This is a genomic window from Halomonas sp. LMYGS-3 (assembly GCF_059509875.1).
Genome location: NZ_JCAKFQ010000009.1, coordinates 160,612 through 176,144, shown reverse-complemented (window position 1 = coordinate 176,144; position 15,533 = coordinate 160,612). Strand labels below are relative to the sequence as shown.

Annotated in this window: 14 protein-coding genes and 1 tRNA gene; 6 read left to right on the top strand and 9 right to left on the bottom strand. The window is 69.3% G+C overall.

The annotated features are described in order from the left end of the window. Nucleotides 1-2: 2 nt before the first annotated feature. On the top strand, nucleotides 3-2,027 hold the full coding sequence (locus tag AC5W54_RS11065) for a CocE/NonD family hydrolase (protein ID WP_495962134.1): 2,025 nt from the start codon (nucleotides 3-5) through the stop codon (nucleotides 2,025-2,027). A 14-nt stretch (nucleotides 2,028-2,041) separates the two neighbouring features. Here the strand turns inward: AC5W54_RS11065 and bioA are convergent, their stop codons facing one another. From bioA to bioB, 7 genes are all read right to left on the bottom strand, one after another. Then, the gene (gene bioA / locus AC5W54_RS11060) at nucleotides 2,042-3,313 is read right to left on the bottom strand and encodes an adenosylmethionine--8-amino-7-oxononanoate transaminase (RefSeq protein ID WP_495962133.1); all 1,272 of its coding nucleotides are present in this window, start codon (nucleotides 3,311-3,313) and stop codon (nucleotides 2,042-2,044) included. Nucleotides 3,314-3,433: 120 nt separating this feature from the next. Then, nucleotides 3,434-3,518: transfer RNA gene (locus AC5W54_RS11055), tRNA-Leu, on the bottom strand. Between the two features lie 44 nt (nucleotides 3,519-3,562). Further along, nucleotides 3,563-4,264: a dethiobiotin synthase gene (gene bioD, locus AC5W54_RS11050; protein WP_495962132.1), complete on the bottom strand. Its 702-nt coding sequence runs from the start codon at nucleotides 4,262-4,264 to the stop codon at nucleotides 3,563-3,565. Between the two features lies 1 nt (nucleotide 4,265). Then, nucleotides 4,266-5,063 carry a methyltransferase domain-containing protein gene (locus tag AC5W54_RS11045; protein ID WP_495962131.1) on the bottom strand — a complete coding sequence of 266 codons (798 nt, stop codon included), beginning with the start codon at nucleotides 5,061-5,063 and terminating at the stop codon, nucleotides 4,266-4,268. Then, nucleotides 5,060-5,785: an alpha/beta fold hydrolase gene (locus AC5W54_RS11040; RefSeq protein ID WP_495962130.1), complete on the bottom strand. Its 726-nt coding sequence runs from the start codon at nucleotides 5,783-5,785 to the stop codon at nucleotides 5,060-5,062. Before AC5W54_RS11040 ends, AC5W54_RS11045 begins: the two co-directional genes overlap by 4 nt. Continuing rightward, on the bottom strand, nucleotides 5,782-6,942 hold the full coding sequence (gene bioF / locus AC5W54_RS11035) for an 8-amino-7-oxononanoate synthase (RefSeq protein WP_495962129.1): 1,161 nt from the start codon (nucleotides 6,940-6,942) through the stop codon (nucleotides 5,782-5,784). The genes AC5W54_RS11040 and bioF overlap by 4 nt, the downstream gene beginning before the upstream one ends. A 7-nt stretch (nucleotides 6,943-6,949) precedes the next feature. Beyond that, nucleotides 6,950-8,068, bottom strand: a complete 1,119-nt coding sequence (gene bioB, locus AC5W54_RS11030) for a biotin synthase BioB (protein ID WP_495962128.1) — start codon at nucleotides 8,066-8,068, stop codon at nucleotides 6,950-6,952. 79 nt (nucleotides 8,069-8,147) lie between these two features. Between bioB and AC5W54_RS11025 the strand changes: the two genes are divergently transcribed. Both AC5W54_RS11025 and AC5W54_RS11020 read left to right on the top strand, forming a co-directional pair. Then, nucleotides 8,148-8,855 (top strand): ComFC family protein, encoded by a 708-nt coding sequence (locus tag AC5W54_RS11025; RefSeq protein WP_495962127.1) that lies wholly within the window; start codon nucleotides 8,148-8,150, stop codon nucleotides 8,853-8,855. Nucleotides 8,856-9,088: 233 nt separating this feature from the next. Further along, entirely contained in the window at nucleotides 9,089-10,075 is a 987-nt protein-coding gene (locus AC5W54_RS11020; RefSeq protein ID WP_495962126.1) for a serine/threonine protein kinase, read from the top strand. A gap of 70 nt (nucleotides 10,076-10,145) precedes the next feature. Here AC5W54_RS11020 and AC5W54_RS11015 read toward each other — a convergent pair whose 3' ends face one another. Further along, nucleotides 10,146-10,688 (bottom strand): TraB/TrbI/VirB10 family type IV secretion system protein, encoded by a 543-nt coding sequence (locus tag AC5W54_RS11015; RefSeq protein ID WP_495962125.1) that lies wholly within the window; start codon nucleotides 10,686-10,688, stop codon nucleotides 10,146-10,148. Between the two features lie 335 nt (nucleotides 10,689-11,023). On the opposite strand from AC5W54_RS11015, the gene folE reads away from it, so the two are divergent. The 3 genes from folE (at nucleotide 11,024) to AC5W54_RS11000 (ending at nucleotide 13,592) form a co-directional block, all read left to right on the top strand. Next, on the top strand, nucleotides 11,024-11,581 hold the full coding sequence (folE, locus tag AC5W54_RS11010; protein WP_495962124.1) for a GTP cyclohydrolase I FolE: 558 nt from the start codon (nucleotides 11,024-11,026) through the stop codon (nucleotides 11,579-11,581). A 25-nt stretch (nucleotides 11,582-11,606) separates the two neighbouring features. Next, nucleotides 11,607-12,011 carry a dihydroneopterin triphosphate 2'-epimerase gene (gene folX / locus AC5W54_RS11005; protein WP_495962123.1) on the top strand — a complete coding sequence of 135 codons (405 nt, stop codon included), beginning with the start codon at nucleotides 11,607-11,609 and terminating at the stop codon, nucleotides 12,009-12,011. Between the two features lie 123 nt (nucleotides 12,012-12,134). Further along, on the top strand, nucleotides 12,135-13,592 hold the full coding sequence (locus AC5W54_RS11000) for an NAD-dependent succinate-semialdehyde dehydrogenase (RefSeq protein WP_495962122.1): 1,458 nt from the start codon (nucleotides 12,135-12,137) through the stop codon (nucleotides 13,590-13,592). Between the two features lie 288 nt (nucleotides 13,593-13,880). Here AC5W54_RS11000 and purH read toward each other — a convergent pair whose 3' ends face one another. Further along, a complete protein-coding gene (purH, locus tag AC5W54_RS10995; protein ID WP_495962121.1) occupies nucleotides 13,881-15,461 on the bottom strand; it encodes a bifunctional phosphoribosylaminoimidazolecarboxamide formyltransferase/IMP cyclohydrolase in 1,581 nt (526 codons plus the stop codon). Between the last annotated feature and the right edge of the window lie 72 nt (nucleotides 15,462-15,533).

Genomic DNA, 15,533 nt, shown 5'->3' with positions numbered 1-15,533 from the left:
TGATGAGAGTCGTGACCGATTTTCCCTATCGCGTCGAGTGCCAAGATCCGGTCTGGATCCCCATGCCCGACGGCATTCGGCTCAATGCTCGTGCCTGGTTGCCCGAGGGGGCCAGCGAGCGCCCGGTACCGGCCATCCTCGAGTACATTCCCTACCGGCTGCGGGATGGCTCCGCGCGGCGCGACGCCAGGCACCATCACTACTTCGCCGGGCACGGCTATGCGGCGGTGCGTGTCGATCTGCGCGGCAGCGGCGATTCCGGCGGTGTGCTGACCGACGAGTACCTGGAGCAGGAGCTGGCGGATGGCGAGGCGATACTGCGCTGGATCGCCGAGCAGCCCTGGTGCGACGGCCGTATCGGCATGATCGGCATCTCCTGGGGAGGCTTCAACGGCCTGCAACTGGCCGCCCGGCGGCCCCCCGAGCTGAAGGCCGTGGTCAGCGTCTGCTCCACCGATGATCGCTACGCCGACGATGTTCACTACATGGGCGGCTGCCTGCTGGGGGATAACCTCTCCTGGGCGTCCACCATGTTTGCCTACAACTCCCTGCCCCCCGACCCGGCGGTGGTCGGCGATGTCTGGCGCGAGATGTGGCACGAGCGGCTGGAGGGCAGCGGACTGTGGCTGGCGACCTGGCTCGAACATCAGCATCGCGACGCTTACTGGCAGCACGGTTCCATCTGCGAGGAGTTCTCGCGGGTGGAAGTGCCCGTGCTGGCCGCCAGTGGCTGGGCGGATGGCTACTCCAATGCGGTCAAGCGGTTGGTGGAGCACCTGCCCGGCCTCTGCAAGGGGTTGATCGGCCCCTGGAGCCACAAGTATCCGCACCTGGGCGAGCCCGGCCCGGCCATCGGCTTCCTGCAGGAGTGTCTGCGCTGGTGGGATCAGTGGCTCAGGGGGGAGGAGCGGGGAGTGGCCGGGGACCCGGCGATCCGGGTCTGGATGCAGGACAGCATGCCGCCGACCACCCGCTATGGCCACCGCCCCGGCCGCTGGGTGGCGGAGCCATGCTGGCCGTCACCCAATGTCACTTCCTGGCGGCTACCCCTGGCCCCGGGTCGGTTGATGCTCGACGGCAAGCGCCGCGGCGGCGAAACCGCGCTGACCCTGCAGTCGCCGCTGACCTGCGGTCTGTTCGCCGGCAAGTGGTGCTCCTACGCCGCGGGTCCCGACCTGGCCCACGATCAGCGCCAGGAAGATGGTGGCGCCCTGATCTTCGACAGCCCGCCGCTGGACGATACCCTGGAGATCATGGGGGCACCGCAACTGGAGCTGGAGGTCGCCGCCGATCGTCCCGTGGCCATGGTGGCGGTGCGGCTTTCCGACGTGGCGCCGGACGACAAGGCCACTCGGGTGACCTACGGCCTGCTCAACCTGACCCACCACGACGGGCACGAGGCGCCGACACCGCTCGAGCCGGGCCGTCGCTACCGGGTTCGTGTACAGCTGAACGACGTGGCCCAGGTGTTCCCCCCTGGTCATCGACTGCGCCTGTCGATCTCCACCTCCTACTGGCCCCTGGCCTGGCCGCCTCCCGAGCGCGTGCGGCTGACGCTCTTCGACAAGGGCAGTGCCCTGCACCTGCCGGTGCGCCCGCCGCGTGACGAGGATGCCCGCCTGGGCCCGTTCGCTGAGCCCGAGGGCGCGCCGACCATCGCCACCACGCGTCTCGAGCCCGGGCATCACAACTGGTATGTGCACCGTGATCTGGCCGAGGATCTGTCGACCCTCGAGGTGATCAACGACAATGGCCGGGTGCGGCTGGAGGATTCGGGCCTCGAGGTGCAGACCCGGGCGGTGGAGCGCTATCGCTCGTGGGCCGACGATTTCGCTTCCATCAGCGGCGAGACGTGCTGGAACCGCTCCCTGAAGCGGGGCGACTGGGAAGTCAGCACCGTGACGCGCACCGTGCTGACCTCGAACGCCCGGGAGTTCCTGCTCCATGCCACCCTCGATGCCTACGAGGGCGAGCGACGGATCTACTGCCGCAGCTGGGACGTCACCATCCCGCGCCGACTGGTATAGCCCGGGGGCACCGCTCAGCGCTTCAGGAACCAGCCCTTCATGACGTCGGTGATGCGCCGCATGTCGGCATCGCCGGTGATATAGGCCGGCATGGTGTAGAGCCAGCGGCCGATGGGACGCAGCCAGACGCCTTGTCCCCGCGCCCAGTCACCCACGCCGGCCAGGTCCGCGGCGTCGCGGGTCTCGATCACCGCGGTGGCGCCGAGCACCCGCACGTCCTCGACCGCGGGGTGGTCGGCGAGTGTCGCATCGTCGAGCAGCTCATCGCGCAGCACGCGATTGAGCCCGGCGATCCGGCCGAGATAGTCCTCCTCCTCGAACACGGCGAGGCTCTCCAGTGCCACCCGGCAGGCGAGCGGGTTGCCCATGAAGGTGGGCCCATGCATGAAGGCGTGCATCGGCGAGTCGCCGACGAAGGCGTCATGCACCCGGTCGGTGGCCAGGGTCGCGGCGTGCCCGAGATAGCCACCGGTGAGTCCCTTGGAGAGCACCATGATGTCCGGCGTCACGTCGGCATGGTCGGCGGCGAACAGCTTACCCGTGCGGCCGAAGCCGGTGGCCACCTCGTCGAACACCAGCAGCACGTCGAATTCGTCGCACAGCTCGCGCGCGCCCCTGAGGTAGTGGGGCGAGGTCATGTTGAGCCCGCCGGCGGCCTGCAGCAGCGGCTCCATCAGCAGGGCGGCGATCTCGTGGTGGTGGGCCTCGAGCACCGCGCGCAGGGCGTCGAGATCGGCCTGGACCGCTTCCGGCGTGGCGTCGAAGGGTGCGGTGGGCGCCGGGGCGAAGTGATGGCGTGGCAGGTAGCCGGCGAACAGCGAGTGCATGCCTTCCTCGGGGTCGCACACCGCCATGCAGCCGGCGGTATCGCCGTGGTAGGCCTTCATCAGCGAGAGCAGACGGTGCTTGCCGGGTCTGCCGCGCAGCTGGTGATACTGGACGGCCATCTTCATCGCCACTTCCATGCCCACCGAGCCGCTGTCGGAGTAGAAGACATGGTTCAGCCCCGCCGGGGTGATCCTGACCAGCTCGCGGGCGAGGCGGTCGGCGGGCTCGTGGGTCAGGCCGCCGAGCATCACGTGGCAGAGCTCGCCGGCCTGCTCGCGGATCGCCGCCACCAGTCGCGGATGGGCGTAGCCGTGGATCATGCACCACCAGGAGCAGGTAGCGTCGAGCAGCGACTCGCCGTTCTCCAGGGTGAAGCGTGGCCCTTCGCCGCCGATCACCTTGGGCGCCGGCCGCTGGGTCTTGAGATGGGCATAGGGATGCCAGACGGGGGACGTCATGCGGGCCTCCGTGGGACGAGGGGGTCGAACAGGGACGGGGGACGAAACGACGGGGACACGACAGCGCCGTGCTTCCGCGGGGGAAGTCGGAAATTCGTGCTTGAAATCAAGGAACTGAAATGGTGCGGATGGGGAGACTTGAACTCCCACGCCCGAAGGCACCAGGACCTAAACCTGGCGTGTCTACCAATTCCACCACATCCGCACGGTCGGGCAGGCGTCCACATTGTACGGACGGGCCTTCGCAAGTCAATCGTCATCGGGCAGCACCAGGTGGTCGGCGGCGGCTTCGGCCAGCGCCTCGGGGCCTTGCGCCGCGAGGCGTGGCACCACGCCCAGGCAGGGGCCGGGCAGCCGATGCGTCAGGGTCGCCAGGTTGGCCTCGTAGAGGGGCGGGTCCTCGGCGAAGGCCGGGTCGAGCAGGTTGCCCACCCAGCCGGCGAGCGGCAGGCCATCGGCGACGATCGCCTCGGCGGTGAGGCGGGCGTGGCTGAGGCAGCCGAGCTTCAGCCCCACCACCAGGATCACCGGCAGCCCGAGACGCCCGGCGAGGCCCGCGAGATCCTCATGGTCGTTGAGGGGGACCCGCCAGCCGCCGGCGCCCTCGACCAGGGTCAGGCCGCGCTCGAGGGCGAGCGAGGGCCGGAGAGGGTCGATCAGGTCGTCGAGGCCGAGGCGCACGCCCGCCCGGCTGGCGGCCAGGTGCGGGGCGATGGCGGGTTCGAAGGCGAAGGGGTTGATCGCCGCGTAGGGCTGGGCCGGGGTGCTCTGGGCCTGCAGTGCCAGGGCGTCACTGTTGCGCAGTCCCGCCGAGGTTGGCTCGCAGCCCGACGCGATGGGCTTGAGCCCCAGCGTGCTCAGGCCGCGGCGGCGCGCCAGGGCGAGCAGGCCGGCGGTGACCAGGGTCTTGCCGGCGTCGGTGTCGGTACCGGTGACGAAGTAGGCGGACATCTCAGCGCTCCAGCATCAGGGTCAGCAGCCGGTAGGAGACGGGCAGGCCGTCGGGCTCGCGCAGGGCCTCGAAGCGCCGCCGGGCACGGGCCAGGTCGGCGCGGGTGAGCCGCTCGCCGCGGGCGGCCTGGGCGCCGATGCCCTTGATCGAGGCCATCACCGCGGCCAGGTCCGGGTAATGGAAGCGTCGGGTGGTGGCCTCCAGCCGGACGCCGGCGAACCCCGCCAGCCGGGCCGCCGCCAGGTGGCGCTCCCGGGAGCGGAACGCCAGCAGGGCGGCGGGCTGCGCGGGGCGCGCCCAGGCCTCGTTCACCTCGGCCAGGGTGCCGGGCCCCAGGGTGTTGACCAGCGCCCGCCCGCCGGGGCGCAGCACCCGGCGGAGTTCACCGAGCACCACTTCCAGGTCCGGGCACCACTGGATCGCCAGGTTGGAGAACACCAGGTCCAGGCTGGCATCGGGCAGTGGCAGGGCGGCGGCATCGGCACACAACCAGCGGGCCCGCGCCCCGTGGCGAGCCCTGGCGACTTCGAGCATGCCGGGCGCCAGGTCGAGCCCGGCCACCCGGCAGTCGGGACCATAGCGGTCCGCCAGGCGGGCGCTCCAGTGACCCGGTCCGCAGCCCAGGTCGAGCACGCGCTCGGCCCGGGCCGGCAGCCGGTCCCAGAGCGTCTCGCCCATGGCCTGCTGGGCGTGGGCGAGACGCTCGTAGCGGCCGGCGGCGCGGGAGAAGGCGTGTGCCACCCGGCGCTGCCAGTCCGGGGCCGGGGGCAGTGGAAAGCGGGCGAGCGAGGCGGTCATGACGGGCACTCCTCGGTGGGGGCCGGCGCCCGGGCGATGCGAGTCAGGCACGTCGCCAGGGCCTCGGGTTGCGACAGCATGGGACAGTGGCCGGCGCCGGACAGGCGATGATCGGCCGTCTCGCGCAGCGGGGGGGCGAGCAGCGGGTCGTGTTCGCCGGCGATGCGCCACACCGGGCAGGGCGCTGTGGCCAGCCGCTCCGAGACGTCCAGGGTGGCGAGCTGTTCGAGTCCGGCGGCCAGGGTGGCGGCCTCGGCTCCTGGCTCCCGGCCGATCAGGTCGATCAGGCGGCGGTGAGCGGCTCGCGGGGCGGGTTCGCCCTGCAGTTGCCAGCGCAGGAAGTGCTGCCGGGTAGCCTCGCCGTCGCGGGCGAAGGCGCGGCGGAAGGCGGCCAGCTCCGTGGCAGAGATCCCGCCGTCAACGCAGAACCGAGGGCCCATGCCGAGCAGTACCAGTGCCCGCGGGGCGGGCAGCTGGCCGAGCAGGGCGGCGGCGAGCAGGCCGCCCAGCGACCAGCCGACCCAGACGGTATCCGCCGGCAGGTCCTCGGCCATGGCCGCCGCCAGCTCGGCGAGGTCCGCGGGGTCGACGAGGCGCGGCTGGGCGCCATAACCGGGCCAGTCGGGGGTGGTCACCACGAGGTCGGCCGGCCAATGGACCTCGAGCGAAGCCCAGACGCGGGCATCGATTCCCCAGCCGGAGAGCAGCACCAGATCGGTCATGGGGGGGTATCCTCGCGCTCCAGCCTGGCCAGGGCCTCGAGCAGGGCGTCGAGGTCGTTGTCGTCGTGGGCGGCGCTGAGGGTGATGCGCAACCGTGCCTGGCCGCGGGGGACGGTGGGTTCGCGGATGGCACCGACCAGCAGGCCGTGTTCGTTCAAGCGTCCGGCCCAGCGCATGACGCGCGCGCTGTCGCCAAGTACCAGCGGCTGGATCGGCGTGGCTGAGTCGGCCAGCGGCAGGCCGAGTCGGGCCGCCTCGGCGCGGAAGCGCTCGACCAGCGACACGAGCCGGGTACGGCGCTCGGGTTCGGCGGCCAGGATCTCCAGCGCCTCGAGCGTCGCCGCGGCGACCCCGGGGGGCTGGGCGGTGGTATAGACATAGGGGCGGGCGAACTGGGTCAGGTGGTCGATCAGTTCGCGGCTGCCGGCGACGAAGGCGCCGCCGGTACCCAGGGCCTTGCCCAGGGTACCCACCAGGATCGGCACCGCCTCGACGCCATGGGCGCGGCCCACGCAACCATCGCCATGGGCGCCGAGCACGCCGAGGCCGTGGGCGTCGTCGATCATCAGCCAGGCGCCGTGGCGCTCGCTGGTCGCGGCCAGGCCGGCGATGTCGGCCACGTCGCCGTCCATGCTGAACACCCCGTCGCTGACCACCAGCCGGAGTGCCTCGTCCGGGGCGCGGGTAAGCAGCTGCTCGAGATCCGCGAGGTCGCGGTGGTGGAAGCGCCGCGAACGGGCGCCGGCGAGCGCCGTGCCGTCGAGCAGCGAGGCGTGGTTGAGTCGATCCTGGAAGACCTGGGTGCGACCGTCGCAGAGCGCCTGGAGGGTACCGAGGTTGGCCATGTAGCCGGTGGAGAAGAGCAGCGCCGCCGGCCGACCGGTCAGCGCGGCGAGGCGCTCCTCCAGGGCTTCGTGGACCTCGAGGTGGCCGCTGACCAGGTGCGAGGCTCGGGCGCCGGCACCGAAGCGGCGAGCGCCGGTGGCCTGGGCCTCGGCCAGTCGGGGGTCCCGGGCCAGCCCGAGATAGTCATTGCCGGCGAAGTCGCGAACGCCCTCTGGGACATGACAACGGCGCGTGCGCCACAGCCCGCGGGCCCGGCGTTCGCTCGCCCGCTCGGCGAGCCATGTCGTCCAGTCGCTGCGTGGCGCCACCATGGGGACTTCAGGCCCCGGTGGTGGCAGTGGCGTCGTAGGCCAGGGCGGCAGCCCGGGCCTGGCCGGCCTGGCGTGCCATGGCGGCCTCCAGCGTTTCCCGCTGGTGGTCGTCGTCGGCACAGGTCTCGCGGCGTTCGGGGTGGAGGCCGAGCTTGGCGAACAGCGCCCGGTCCTGCTCCACCTGGGGGTTGGACGTGGTCAGCAGCTGGTCACCGTAGAAGATCGAGTTGGCCCCGGCCAGGAAGGCCAGCGCCTGGGTCGATTCGTTCATCTGCTCGCGGCCGGCGGAGAGGCGCACGTGGCTCTTCGGCATCAGGATGCGGGCCACGGCGATGGCACGGATGAACTCGATGGGGTCCAGATCCTTCGCGTCTTCCAGCGGTGTGCCGGGAACCTTGACCAGCATGTTGATCGGCACCGACTCCGGGTGGGGCTCGAGCTTGACCAGCTGCTGGAGCAGGGCGGCGCGGTCGCGGGGCGCCTCGCCCATGCCCAGGATGCCCCCGGAGCAGACCTTCATGCCGGCCTCACGCACGTTGGCCAGGGTCGCCAGGCGGTCGCCGTAGCTGCGGGTGGTGATGATCTCGCCGTAGTACTCCGGCGAGGTGTCGAGGTTGTGGTTGTAGTAGTCGAGCCCGGCCTCGGAGAGGCGCCGGGCCTGGTCGGTGTCGACCATGCCCAGCGTCATGCAGGTCTCGAGCCCCAGCGCCTTGACCTGGCCGACCATCTCGAGCACCACCTCGAGGTCCCTGTCTCTGGGGCTGCGCCAGGCGGCGCCCATGCAGAAGCGGCTGGCGCCGGCCTCCTTCGCCGCCCTGGCCTGCTCCACCACCTTCTCGATCTCCAGCAGCTTCTCCTTGCCGAGCCCGGTGTTGTAGTGACCGGACTGCGGGCAGTACTTGCAGTCCTCGGGGCAGGCCCCGGTCTTGATCGACAGCAGGGTGGAGACCTGCACGGCGTTGGCGTCGAAATGGGCGCGGTGCACCTGCTGGGCGCGGAACAGCAGGTCGTTGAAGGGCAGGGCGAAGAGCGCCTCGATCTCGTCGAGGGTCCAGTCGTGGCGAATGGCCGGAGAGGCGGCTAGGGTCAGGGTATCGTCGCGGTGTGCTGGCGGTACGGAAGACATGGCAGGCTCGCTTATGGTCAACTTTGTTGGAATCACCGGGTTGACGAACAGCTTACGGACTCGACACGGCTTGTCAACCATGCTGGCTGATCTGGTTGACAAAGCCCTGCGCCAGGCCCTGCCCGGCCGCTGCGCCTTCTGCCTGGCCCCCGGCAGCCGCGACCTTCCCTGGTGCGAGGCCTGCTTCGCGTCACTGCCCTGGAACCTGCCGGCCTGCCCGTGCTGCGGCGAACCCCAGCCGGGGCAACTGTGTGGGCGGCCGTGTGGTACCTGCCTGCGCCTGCCGCCGGCCTACGACCGGGCGTGGGTCCCGCTGCGCTACGAGGGCGAGGTCGCCGGTCTGGTGCAGCGCTTCAAGTTTCACGCCTCGCCGCGAGCGGGCACGGTGCTGCTCGACCTGCTGGCGACCGGGCTGCCGGCCGAGGCGCAGGCCTGGCCCGCGGCACTGGTGCCGGTGCCGCTGTATCCACGCCGGGCCCGGGAGCGGGGCTTCGACCAGGCGGCCTGGCTGGCCCGGCGACTGGCCGGGAGGCTGGGGCGGCCCTTGATTCGGGCCGAGCGATGGCGCGATACCCGCAGCCAACGGGGGCTCGATCGCCGTGAGCGGCGGGCCAACCTGCGCGACGCCTTCCGGGTCGACGCGGCGCTGCCGTCCCGGGTGGCGCTGGTCGATGACGTCATGACCACCGGTGCGACCCTGGACGCCCTGGCGGCGGCTTGCCGGCGGGCCGGCGCCGAGGAGGTGGAGGCGTGGGCGGTGGCCCGCACCCCTCTCGGGAAACACTGATTTGCTGCTGCGCTCGACGACCCACATGGATGTGGGAAGTGCGTTGGTTCGTCAGGAACGAACCTAGCCATCCTGGTCGCCGGCGGTGCCGAAGCGTCGGACCGTCGCAATCCTCATTGAGCAGCCAGTCAACTCCGGTTACTCCGCACCGGCGACGGCCAGCCTCTCTTCGCTCGCAACACAAATCAGCGCTTCCCTGATAGCATGAGGTTCTTGATGTTTCGGGAGTCCTCATGGAAACCACCCCACACCCCTTCGCCCGCCTGGAGCCCGCCCGGATCGTGGCGGCGGTGGAGTCGCTCGGCCTGTGGTTGCCCGGCGAACCCTTCGCGCTGAACAGCTACGAGAACCGTGTCTTCCTGGTGCACGACGAGGAGCGCCGTCGCTGGGTGGTGAAGTTCTACCGCCCCGAGCGCTGGAGCGATGCCCAGATCCAGGAGGAGCATGATTACCTGGCCGAGCTGGAGGTCGCGGGGGTGGCGGTGGCGGCCCCCTGGCGCAACGCGACGGGCGAGAGCCTGCACCGGGCCGAGGGCTTCCGTTTCGCGCTCTACCCGCAGCTGCCGGGACAGGCACCGGAACTGGAGAACCCCGCCCACCTGTTCGCCCTGGGCGAACTGATCGGTGCCGTCCACGCCGTGGGCCGCCGCGCGACCTTCGCCCACCGCGTGACCCTGGACCTGGACGCCATGGTGATCGAGGCGCGCGAGCGGGTGCTGGGCAGCGCCTGGCTGGATCGTCGCCAGCGCCGCGCCTACGAACGGATCACCGATGACCTCCACGCGCGCCTCGCTCCCCATGCCTGGGTGCCCGAGCGGGCGATCCGTTGCCACGGCGACTGCCATATCGGCAATATCCTGGGGCGCGACGAGCATTTCGCCCTGGTCGACTTCGACGACTGTCTGATGGCCCCGGCGGTCCAGGACCTGTGGATGCTGTTCACCGCCGAGCACGACGAAGAGCGCCAGATGCAGCTCTCCGAGGTGATCGAGGGCTACGAGCAGCACCTGGATTTCGACCGCCGCGAGCTGGCGCTGGTCGAGCCGCTGCGCACCCTGCGCCTGCTGCGTCACAGTGCCTGGCTGGTGGCGCGCTGGGAGGATCCGGCTTTCCCGGTGGCCTTCCCCTGGCTGGCCGATGCCGGCTACTGGGACGGCCATATCCGCATGCTGGAGCAGCAGCGGCAGGAGCTCGAGCTGAAGCCCCGCTGGCTGGCGTGACGTTCACCGTGGTGGAAGGCACAACGCCCCCCGAAGGGAGCGTTGTGCAGGGACGTGGCGGCGGTTGGCTTCAATCGTCGGGGTTCGGCGCATCCGCGGGAATCGGGTTGGCCACGCCGGCGCCTTCGGCCTGGCGACGCTGCTCGTTGAGCCGCGCCGAGGGGTTGTCCTGCTGCTCGATGGCGAGCGCCTCGGCGAATTGCAGCAGGAAGCCAGCGGAAGGCTCCAGCACGCAGCGACCCGTCTCGCACGCGGCCACGCCATAGCTGCCGTCGGCCTCGTAGGCGGCGGCGGAGATCGCGCCGCTGTAGATCTCGCTGTCACTCCCTTCGGTCTCGATGCAGGTCAGGGCCTTGGCGGTGACGCGGACGCGCTCGCCGTCGAGGCGGGCATCGCCGATCACCACGCAGTACTCCGGCAGCTGATGGGTGCCGGTGCCGTCGGCGACGGGGCGCATCACGATGTCGTCGCGACGCGGCTCGTCCTGGCTCAGTTCCAGGGAGTCGATGACCTGGAACTCGACCCGGGCGTCGGCAGGGAGTTCCAGGGTGGCGCCGAGCGCCAGGGATGGGATCAGCAGGGCCGCGGTCAGCAGCATGGGGGTCTTGATCATGTCGGCTCTCGAGGATGACAGGGGCGCAGCATCAAGGGGAACCCATGCTATCACAGCGGGCTGGAGGGAGCAGCCGTGGCCGCGTGTCGCCCGGCGCGACATACTGTCACTCCGATGGCGCTCCGAGACCTGCGCATGGCATGCGGCTTGCGCTAGAATGCAGGGTTCGTGGATGCCTTTATTGTACTTTTTGCTTTCTGCGTATGAATATTGTACATGGTCCTGTACATGACGGTCCTGTACATGACATGGTGGCACCGGCTGCCAGCGAGGTCTGTGACCATCACCACGCAATGCGAGCATCACGACCAACGACAATGCCACGGGGCCCGACGATGACCGAAGAACTCGCCAACCACTATCGCCAGATCATCCTGGAGCTGGGGGAAGATCCCGAACGTGAGGGGCTGCGCGATACTCCGAAGCGGGCCGCCAAGGCCATGCAGTTCCTCAATCATGGCTACAACCAGTCGCTCGAGGAGATCGTCAATGGTGCCGTCTTCGAGTCGGAGACCGACGAGATGGTGCTGGTCAAGGACATCGAGCTCTACTCCATGTGCGAGCATCACCTGCTGCCCTTCATCGGCAAGTGCCACATCGCCTACCTGCCGCGTGGGCGAGTACTGGGCCTGTCGAAGTTCGCCCGCATCGTGGACATGTATGCCCGCCGCATGCAGATCCAGGAGAACCTGACCCGCCAGATCGCCGAGGCGGTCCTGCAAGTCACCGAGGCGCGCGGTGTGGCGGTGGTGATCGAGGCGCGCCACCTGTGCATGATGATGCGCGGCGTGGAGAAGCAGAACTCGAGCATGACCTCCTCGGTGATGCTGGGTGCCTTCCGCGAGAACCAGCCCACGCGCCAGGAATTCCTGACCCTGGTCAACGGCCGCTGAGGCCCGCTACGCAAGGAGCCCTGCCATGCCGCTGTACGCCATCGATGACCAGCACTTCGACCATGACCTGGCGACCATTCGCATCAAGAACCTGCGTCTGCGTACCCATATCGGCATCAAGGACGACGAGATCCTCAATCGCCAGGATGTGGTGATCAATGCGGTGATTCGCTATCGCGCCGACAAGGCGGTGGCGTTCAACCACATCGAGCAGGCGCTGAACTACCGCACCATCACCAAGCAGGTGATCGCCCACGTGGAGGACAACCGCTTCCAGCTGCTGGAACGCATGACCCGCGAGGTGCTCGACCTGATCATGGCCCACGAGCAGGTACTCACCGCCCAGGTGGAGATCGACAAGCCCCACGCCCTGCGCTTCGCCGACTCCGTCTCTGTCACCCTGTCCGAATCCCGCGAGCCACGACGCTAGCATCGAACCCCCGGTGGGGCGGTAGCCGGCAATGGATTGGTCGCGGTGCTTGGTGCACCGGGGCCTTTACGCTTAGCATGAAGGGAAACCGACAACGAGCCGCATGCGCGGCGGGAGACGAACATGGAAGCCCTGAAGGAAACGCAGCTCTATTGCCCCTTTGCCTACATCGACGGCAGTTGGGTCGCCGCCGATAGCGGCGAACAGATCGATGTGCTCAACCCGGCCACCGGCCAGAACATGGGCAACGTGCCGCGCCTGGGGCGGGTCGAGACCGAACGCGCCATCGCCGCGGCCGATGCCGCCTTGCCGGCCTGGAAGGCGCTCACCGCCCAGGAGCGTGCCGATATCCTGATGAAGTGGCACGACCTGATGCTCGAGCATCAGGATGACCTGGCCATGATCATGACCCATGAGCAGGGCAAGCCGCTCAAGGAGGCCGCCGGAGAGATCGCCTACGCGGCGAGTTTCCTGCGCTGGTTCGCCGAGGAGGCCCGGCGCGTCTACGGCGAGACCGTGCCGGCGGCGAAACCCAACCAGCGCATCGTGGTGACCAAGCAGCCGGTGGGCGTGGTAGGGGCCATCACCCCCTGGAACTTCCCGGCGGCGATGATCACCCGCAAGGCGGGGGCGGCCCTGGCTGCGGGTTGTACCGTGGTGGTCAAGCCGGCCAGCCAGACCCCGTTCTCCGCCACCGCCCTGGCGCTGCTGGCCGAGCGCGCCGGCGTGCCGCGCGGGGTGTTCAACGTGGTGCCCGGCCGCGCCGCCGAGATCGCCGCAGCGCTCACCGAGTCGCCCCTGGTACGCAAGATCACCTTCACCGGCTCCACCGAGGTGGGGCGTCAGCTGATGGCCCAGGCCGCGCAGCACATCCAGAAGATCTCGCTGGAGCTCGGCGGGAATGCCCCCTTCATCGTCTTCGAGGATGCCGACCTCGACGCCGCGGTGGAAGGGGCCATGGCGGCCAAGTTCCGCAATGCCGGTCAGACCTGCGTCTGCACCAACCGCTTCCTGGTGCAATCGAGTGTGGTCAACGCCTTCTGCGAGAAACTGGCGGTGGCCATGAACTCCGAGCTCAAGGTGGGCGATGGGACTCAGGAGGGCATCAACATCGGTCCGCTGATCGACGACAACGCCGTGGCCAAGGTCAGCGAGCATGTCCACGATGCGGTGGATCATGGCGCCGAGCTGCTGCTGGGCGGCCATCCTCATCCGCTGGGGGGCAACTTCTTCACCCCGACCCTGATCAGCTTCGCCACCTCGAGCATGAAGGTCGCCCACGAGGAGACCTTCGGTCCGCTGGCGGCGGTCTTCCCCTTCGAAGACGAGGAGGACGCCGTCACCATGGCCAATGACACCGAGTACGGCCTGGCGTCCTACTTCTATTCCCGCGATCTGGGGCGTGTCTGGCGTGTCGCCGAGGCCCTGGAGTACGGCATGGTCGGCATCAACACCGGGCTGATCTCCAACGCCGCCGCGCCCTTCGGCGGGGTCAAGGCGTCCGGCCTCGGCCGCGAGGGTGGCCATCAGGGGCTGGATGAGTTTCTGGAGACCAAGTACCTCTGTATCGATCTCGGTTAATAGCTGGGAGCAGAACACCCCTACCGCATGGCGGTGGGGGTGTGGGAGTTCGTAGGAGCTCGGCTTTGCCGGGCGATTGGCGCCGCAGGCGCCTCGGCGGAACTTGCTTGCGTTAGTGCCCGCCGCCCAGGAGCCCTTCGGTCTCCATTCGCCGGGCAAAGCCCAGCTCCCACCATAAGTGCTCAGCCTCGACTGAGATTCACGACAGTTTTCTAAGCAGCATGAAAAACCCCACCGAGGCCCATGGCCCGGTGGGGTTTTCCTTGTGACTTGAGCTCGCCGCCGGCGTCAGTGCCTAAAATGGCGCATGCCGGTGAAGACCATGGCGATCCCCGCCTCGTTGGCGGCGTCGATCACCTCCTGGTCGCGCATCGAGCCGCCGGGCTGGATCACCGCGGTGATGCCGGCCGCCGCCGCGGCGTCGATGCCGTCGCGGAACGGGAAGAAGGCGTCACTGGCCATCACCGAGCCGGGCACCGAGAGGCCCTCGTCGGCGGCCTTGATGCCGGCGATCTTCGCCGAGTAGACGCGGCTCATCTGGCCGGCGCCCACGCCGATGGTCTGGCCGGCCTTGGCGTAGACGATGGCGTTGGACTTGACGTACTTGGCCACCTTCCAGGCGAACGCCAGGTCGCGCATCTCCTGTTCGCTGGGCACGCGCTCCGAGACCACGGTGAGTTCATCGCGGCCGACCGTGCCCAGGTCCCGGTCCTGCACCAGCAGCCCGCCGGTGACGCGCTTGAAGTCGTGGGCGTGCTCGCGCTCACCGGGCCAGTGGGCGCCGACGTCGAGCAGGCGCACGTTCTGCTTCTCGGCGACGATCGGCAGGGCGTCCTCGGCCACCCCGGGGGCGATGATCACCTCGACGAACTGGCGGTCGATGATGGCGCGGGCGGCGTCGGCATCGAGCGGTACGTTGAAGGCGATGATGCCGCCGAAGGCGCTGGTGGGGTCGGTGGCGAAGGCCTTGTCGTAGGCCTCGCGGGCATTGGCGCCCACCGCCACGCCGCAGGGGTTGGCGTGCTTGACGATCACGCAGGCGGTCTCGGTGAACGCCTTGACGCACTCGAAGGCGGCGTCGGTGTCGGCAACGTTGTTGAACGAGAGTGCCTTGCCCTGCCGCTGGGTCGCGGTGGCCACGCTGGCCTCGGCGGCATCGGCCTCCACGTAGAAGGCCGCGCTCTGGTGGGGATTCTCGCCGTAGCGCATGGCCTGCTTCTTGACGAACTGCAGGTTGTAGGTGCGCGGGAAGCCGTCCTCGCCGCCGGGGACGCGTTGCCCCAGGTAGTCGGCGATGGCGGCATCGTAGCCGGCGGTGTGCTCGAAGGCCTTGACGGCGAGGTCGAAGCGGGTGGCGTCACCGACCACGCCGCTGCCCGAGGCGATCTCGCTCAGCACCCGGGGATAGTCGTCGGCGCTGACCACGATGGTGGTGTGAGCGTGGTTCTTGGCACAGGCGCGCACCATGGTGGGGCCGCCGATGTCGATGTTCTCGATGGCGTCGTCCAGGGTGCAGTCCGGCCTGGCCACGGTCTGGGCGAAGGGGTAGAGGTTGACCACCACCATGTCGATGGGGTCGATGCCGTGTTCGGCCATCACGGCGTCGTCCTGGCCGCGACGGCCGAGGATGCCACCGTGGATCTTCGGGTGCAGGGTCTTGACCCGGCCGTCCATGATCTCCGGGAAACCGGTGTGTTCGGAGACTTCGGTGACACTGATGCCGTGCTCCTGCAGCAGGCGGAAGGTGCCGCCGGTGGAGAGCAGCTCGACGCCGTGCTCGCTGAGACCGCGGGCGAAGTCGACGATGCCGGTCTTGTCGGAAACGCTGATCAGAGCGCGGCGAACCGCGCCGGAGGAGGATTGGGCCATGGAACACTCTCTGGCTGGCAGTGGATGGGTGGAAGGTCGGGACACGGAAAGCGGGTCACGGGACGGGGGCGA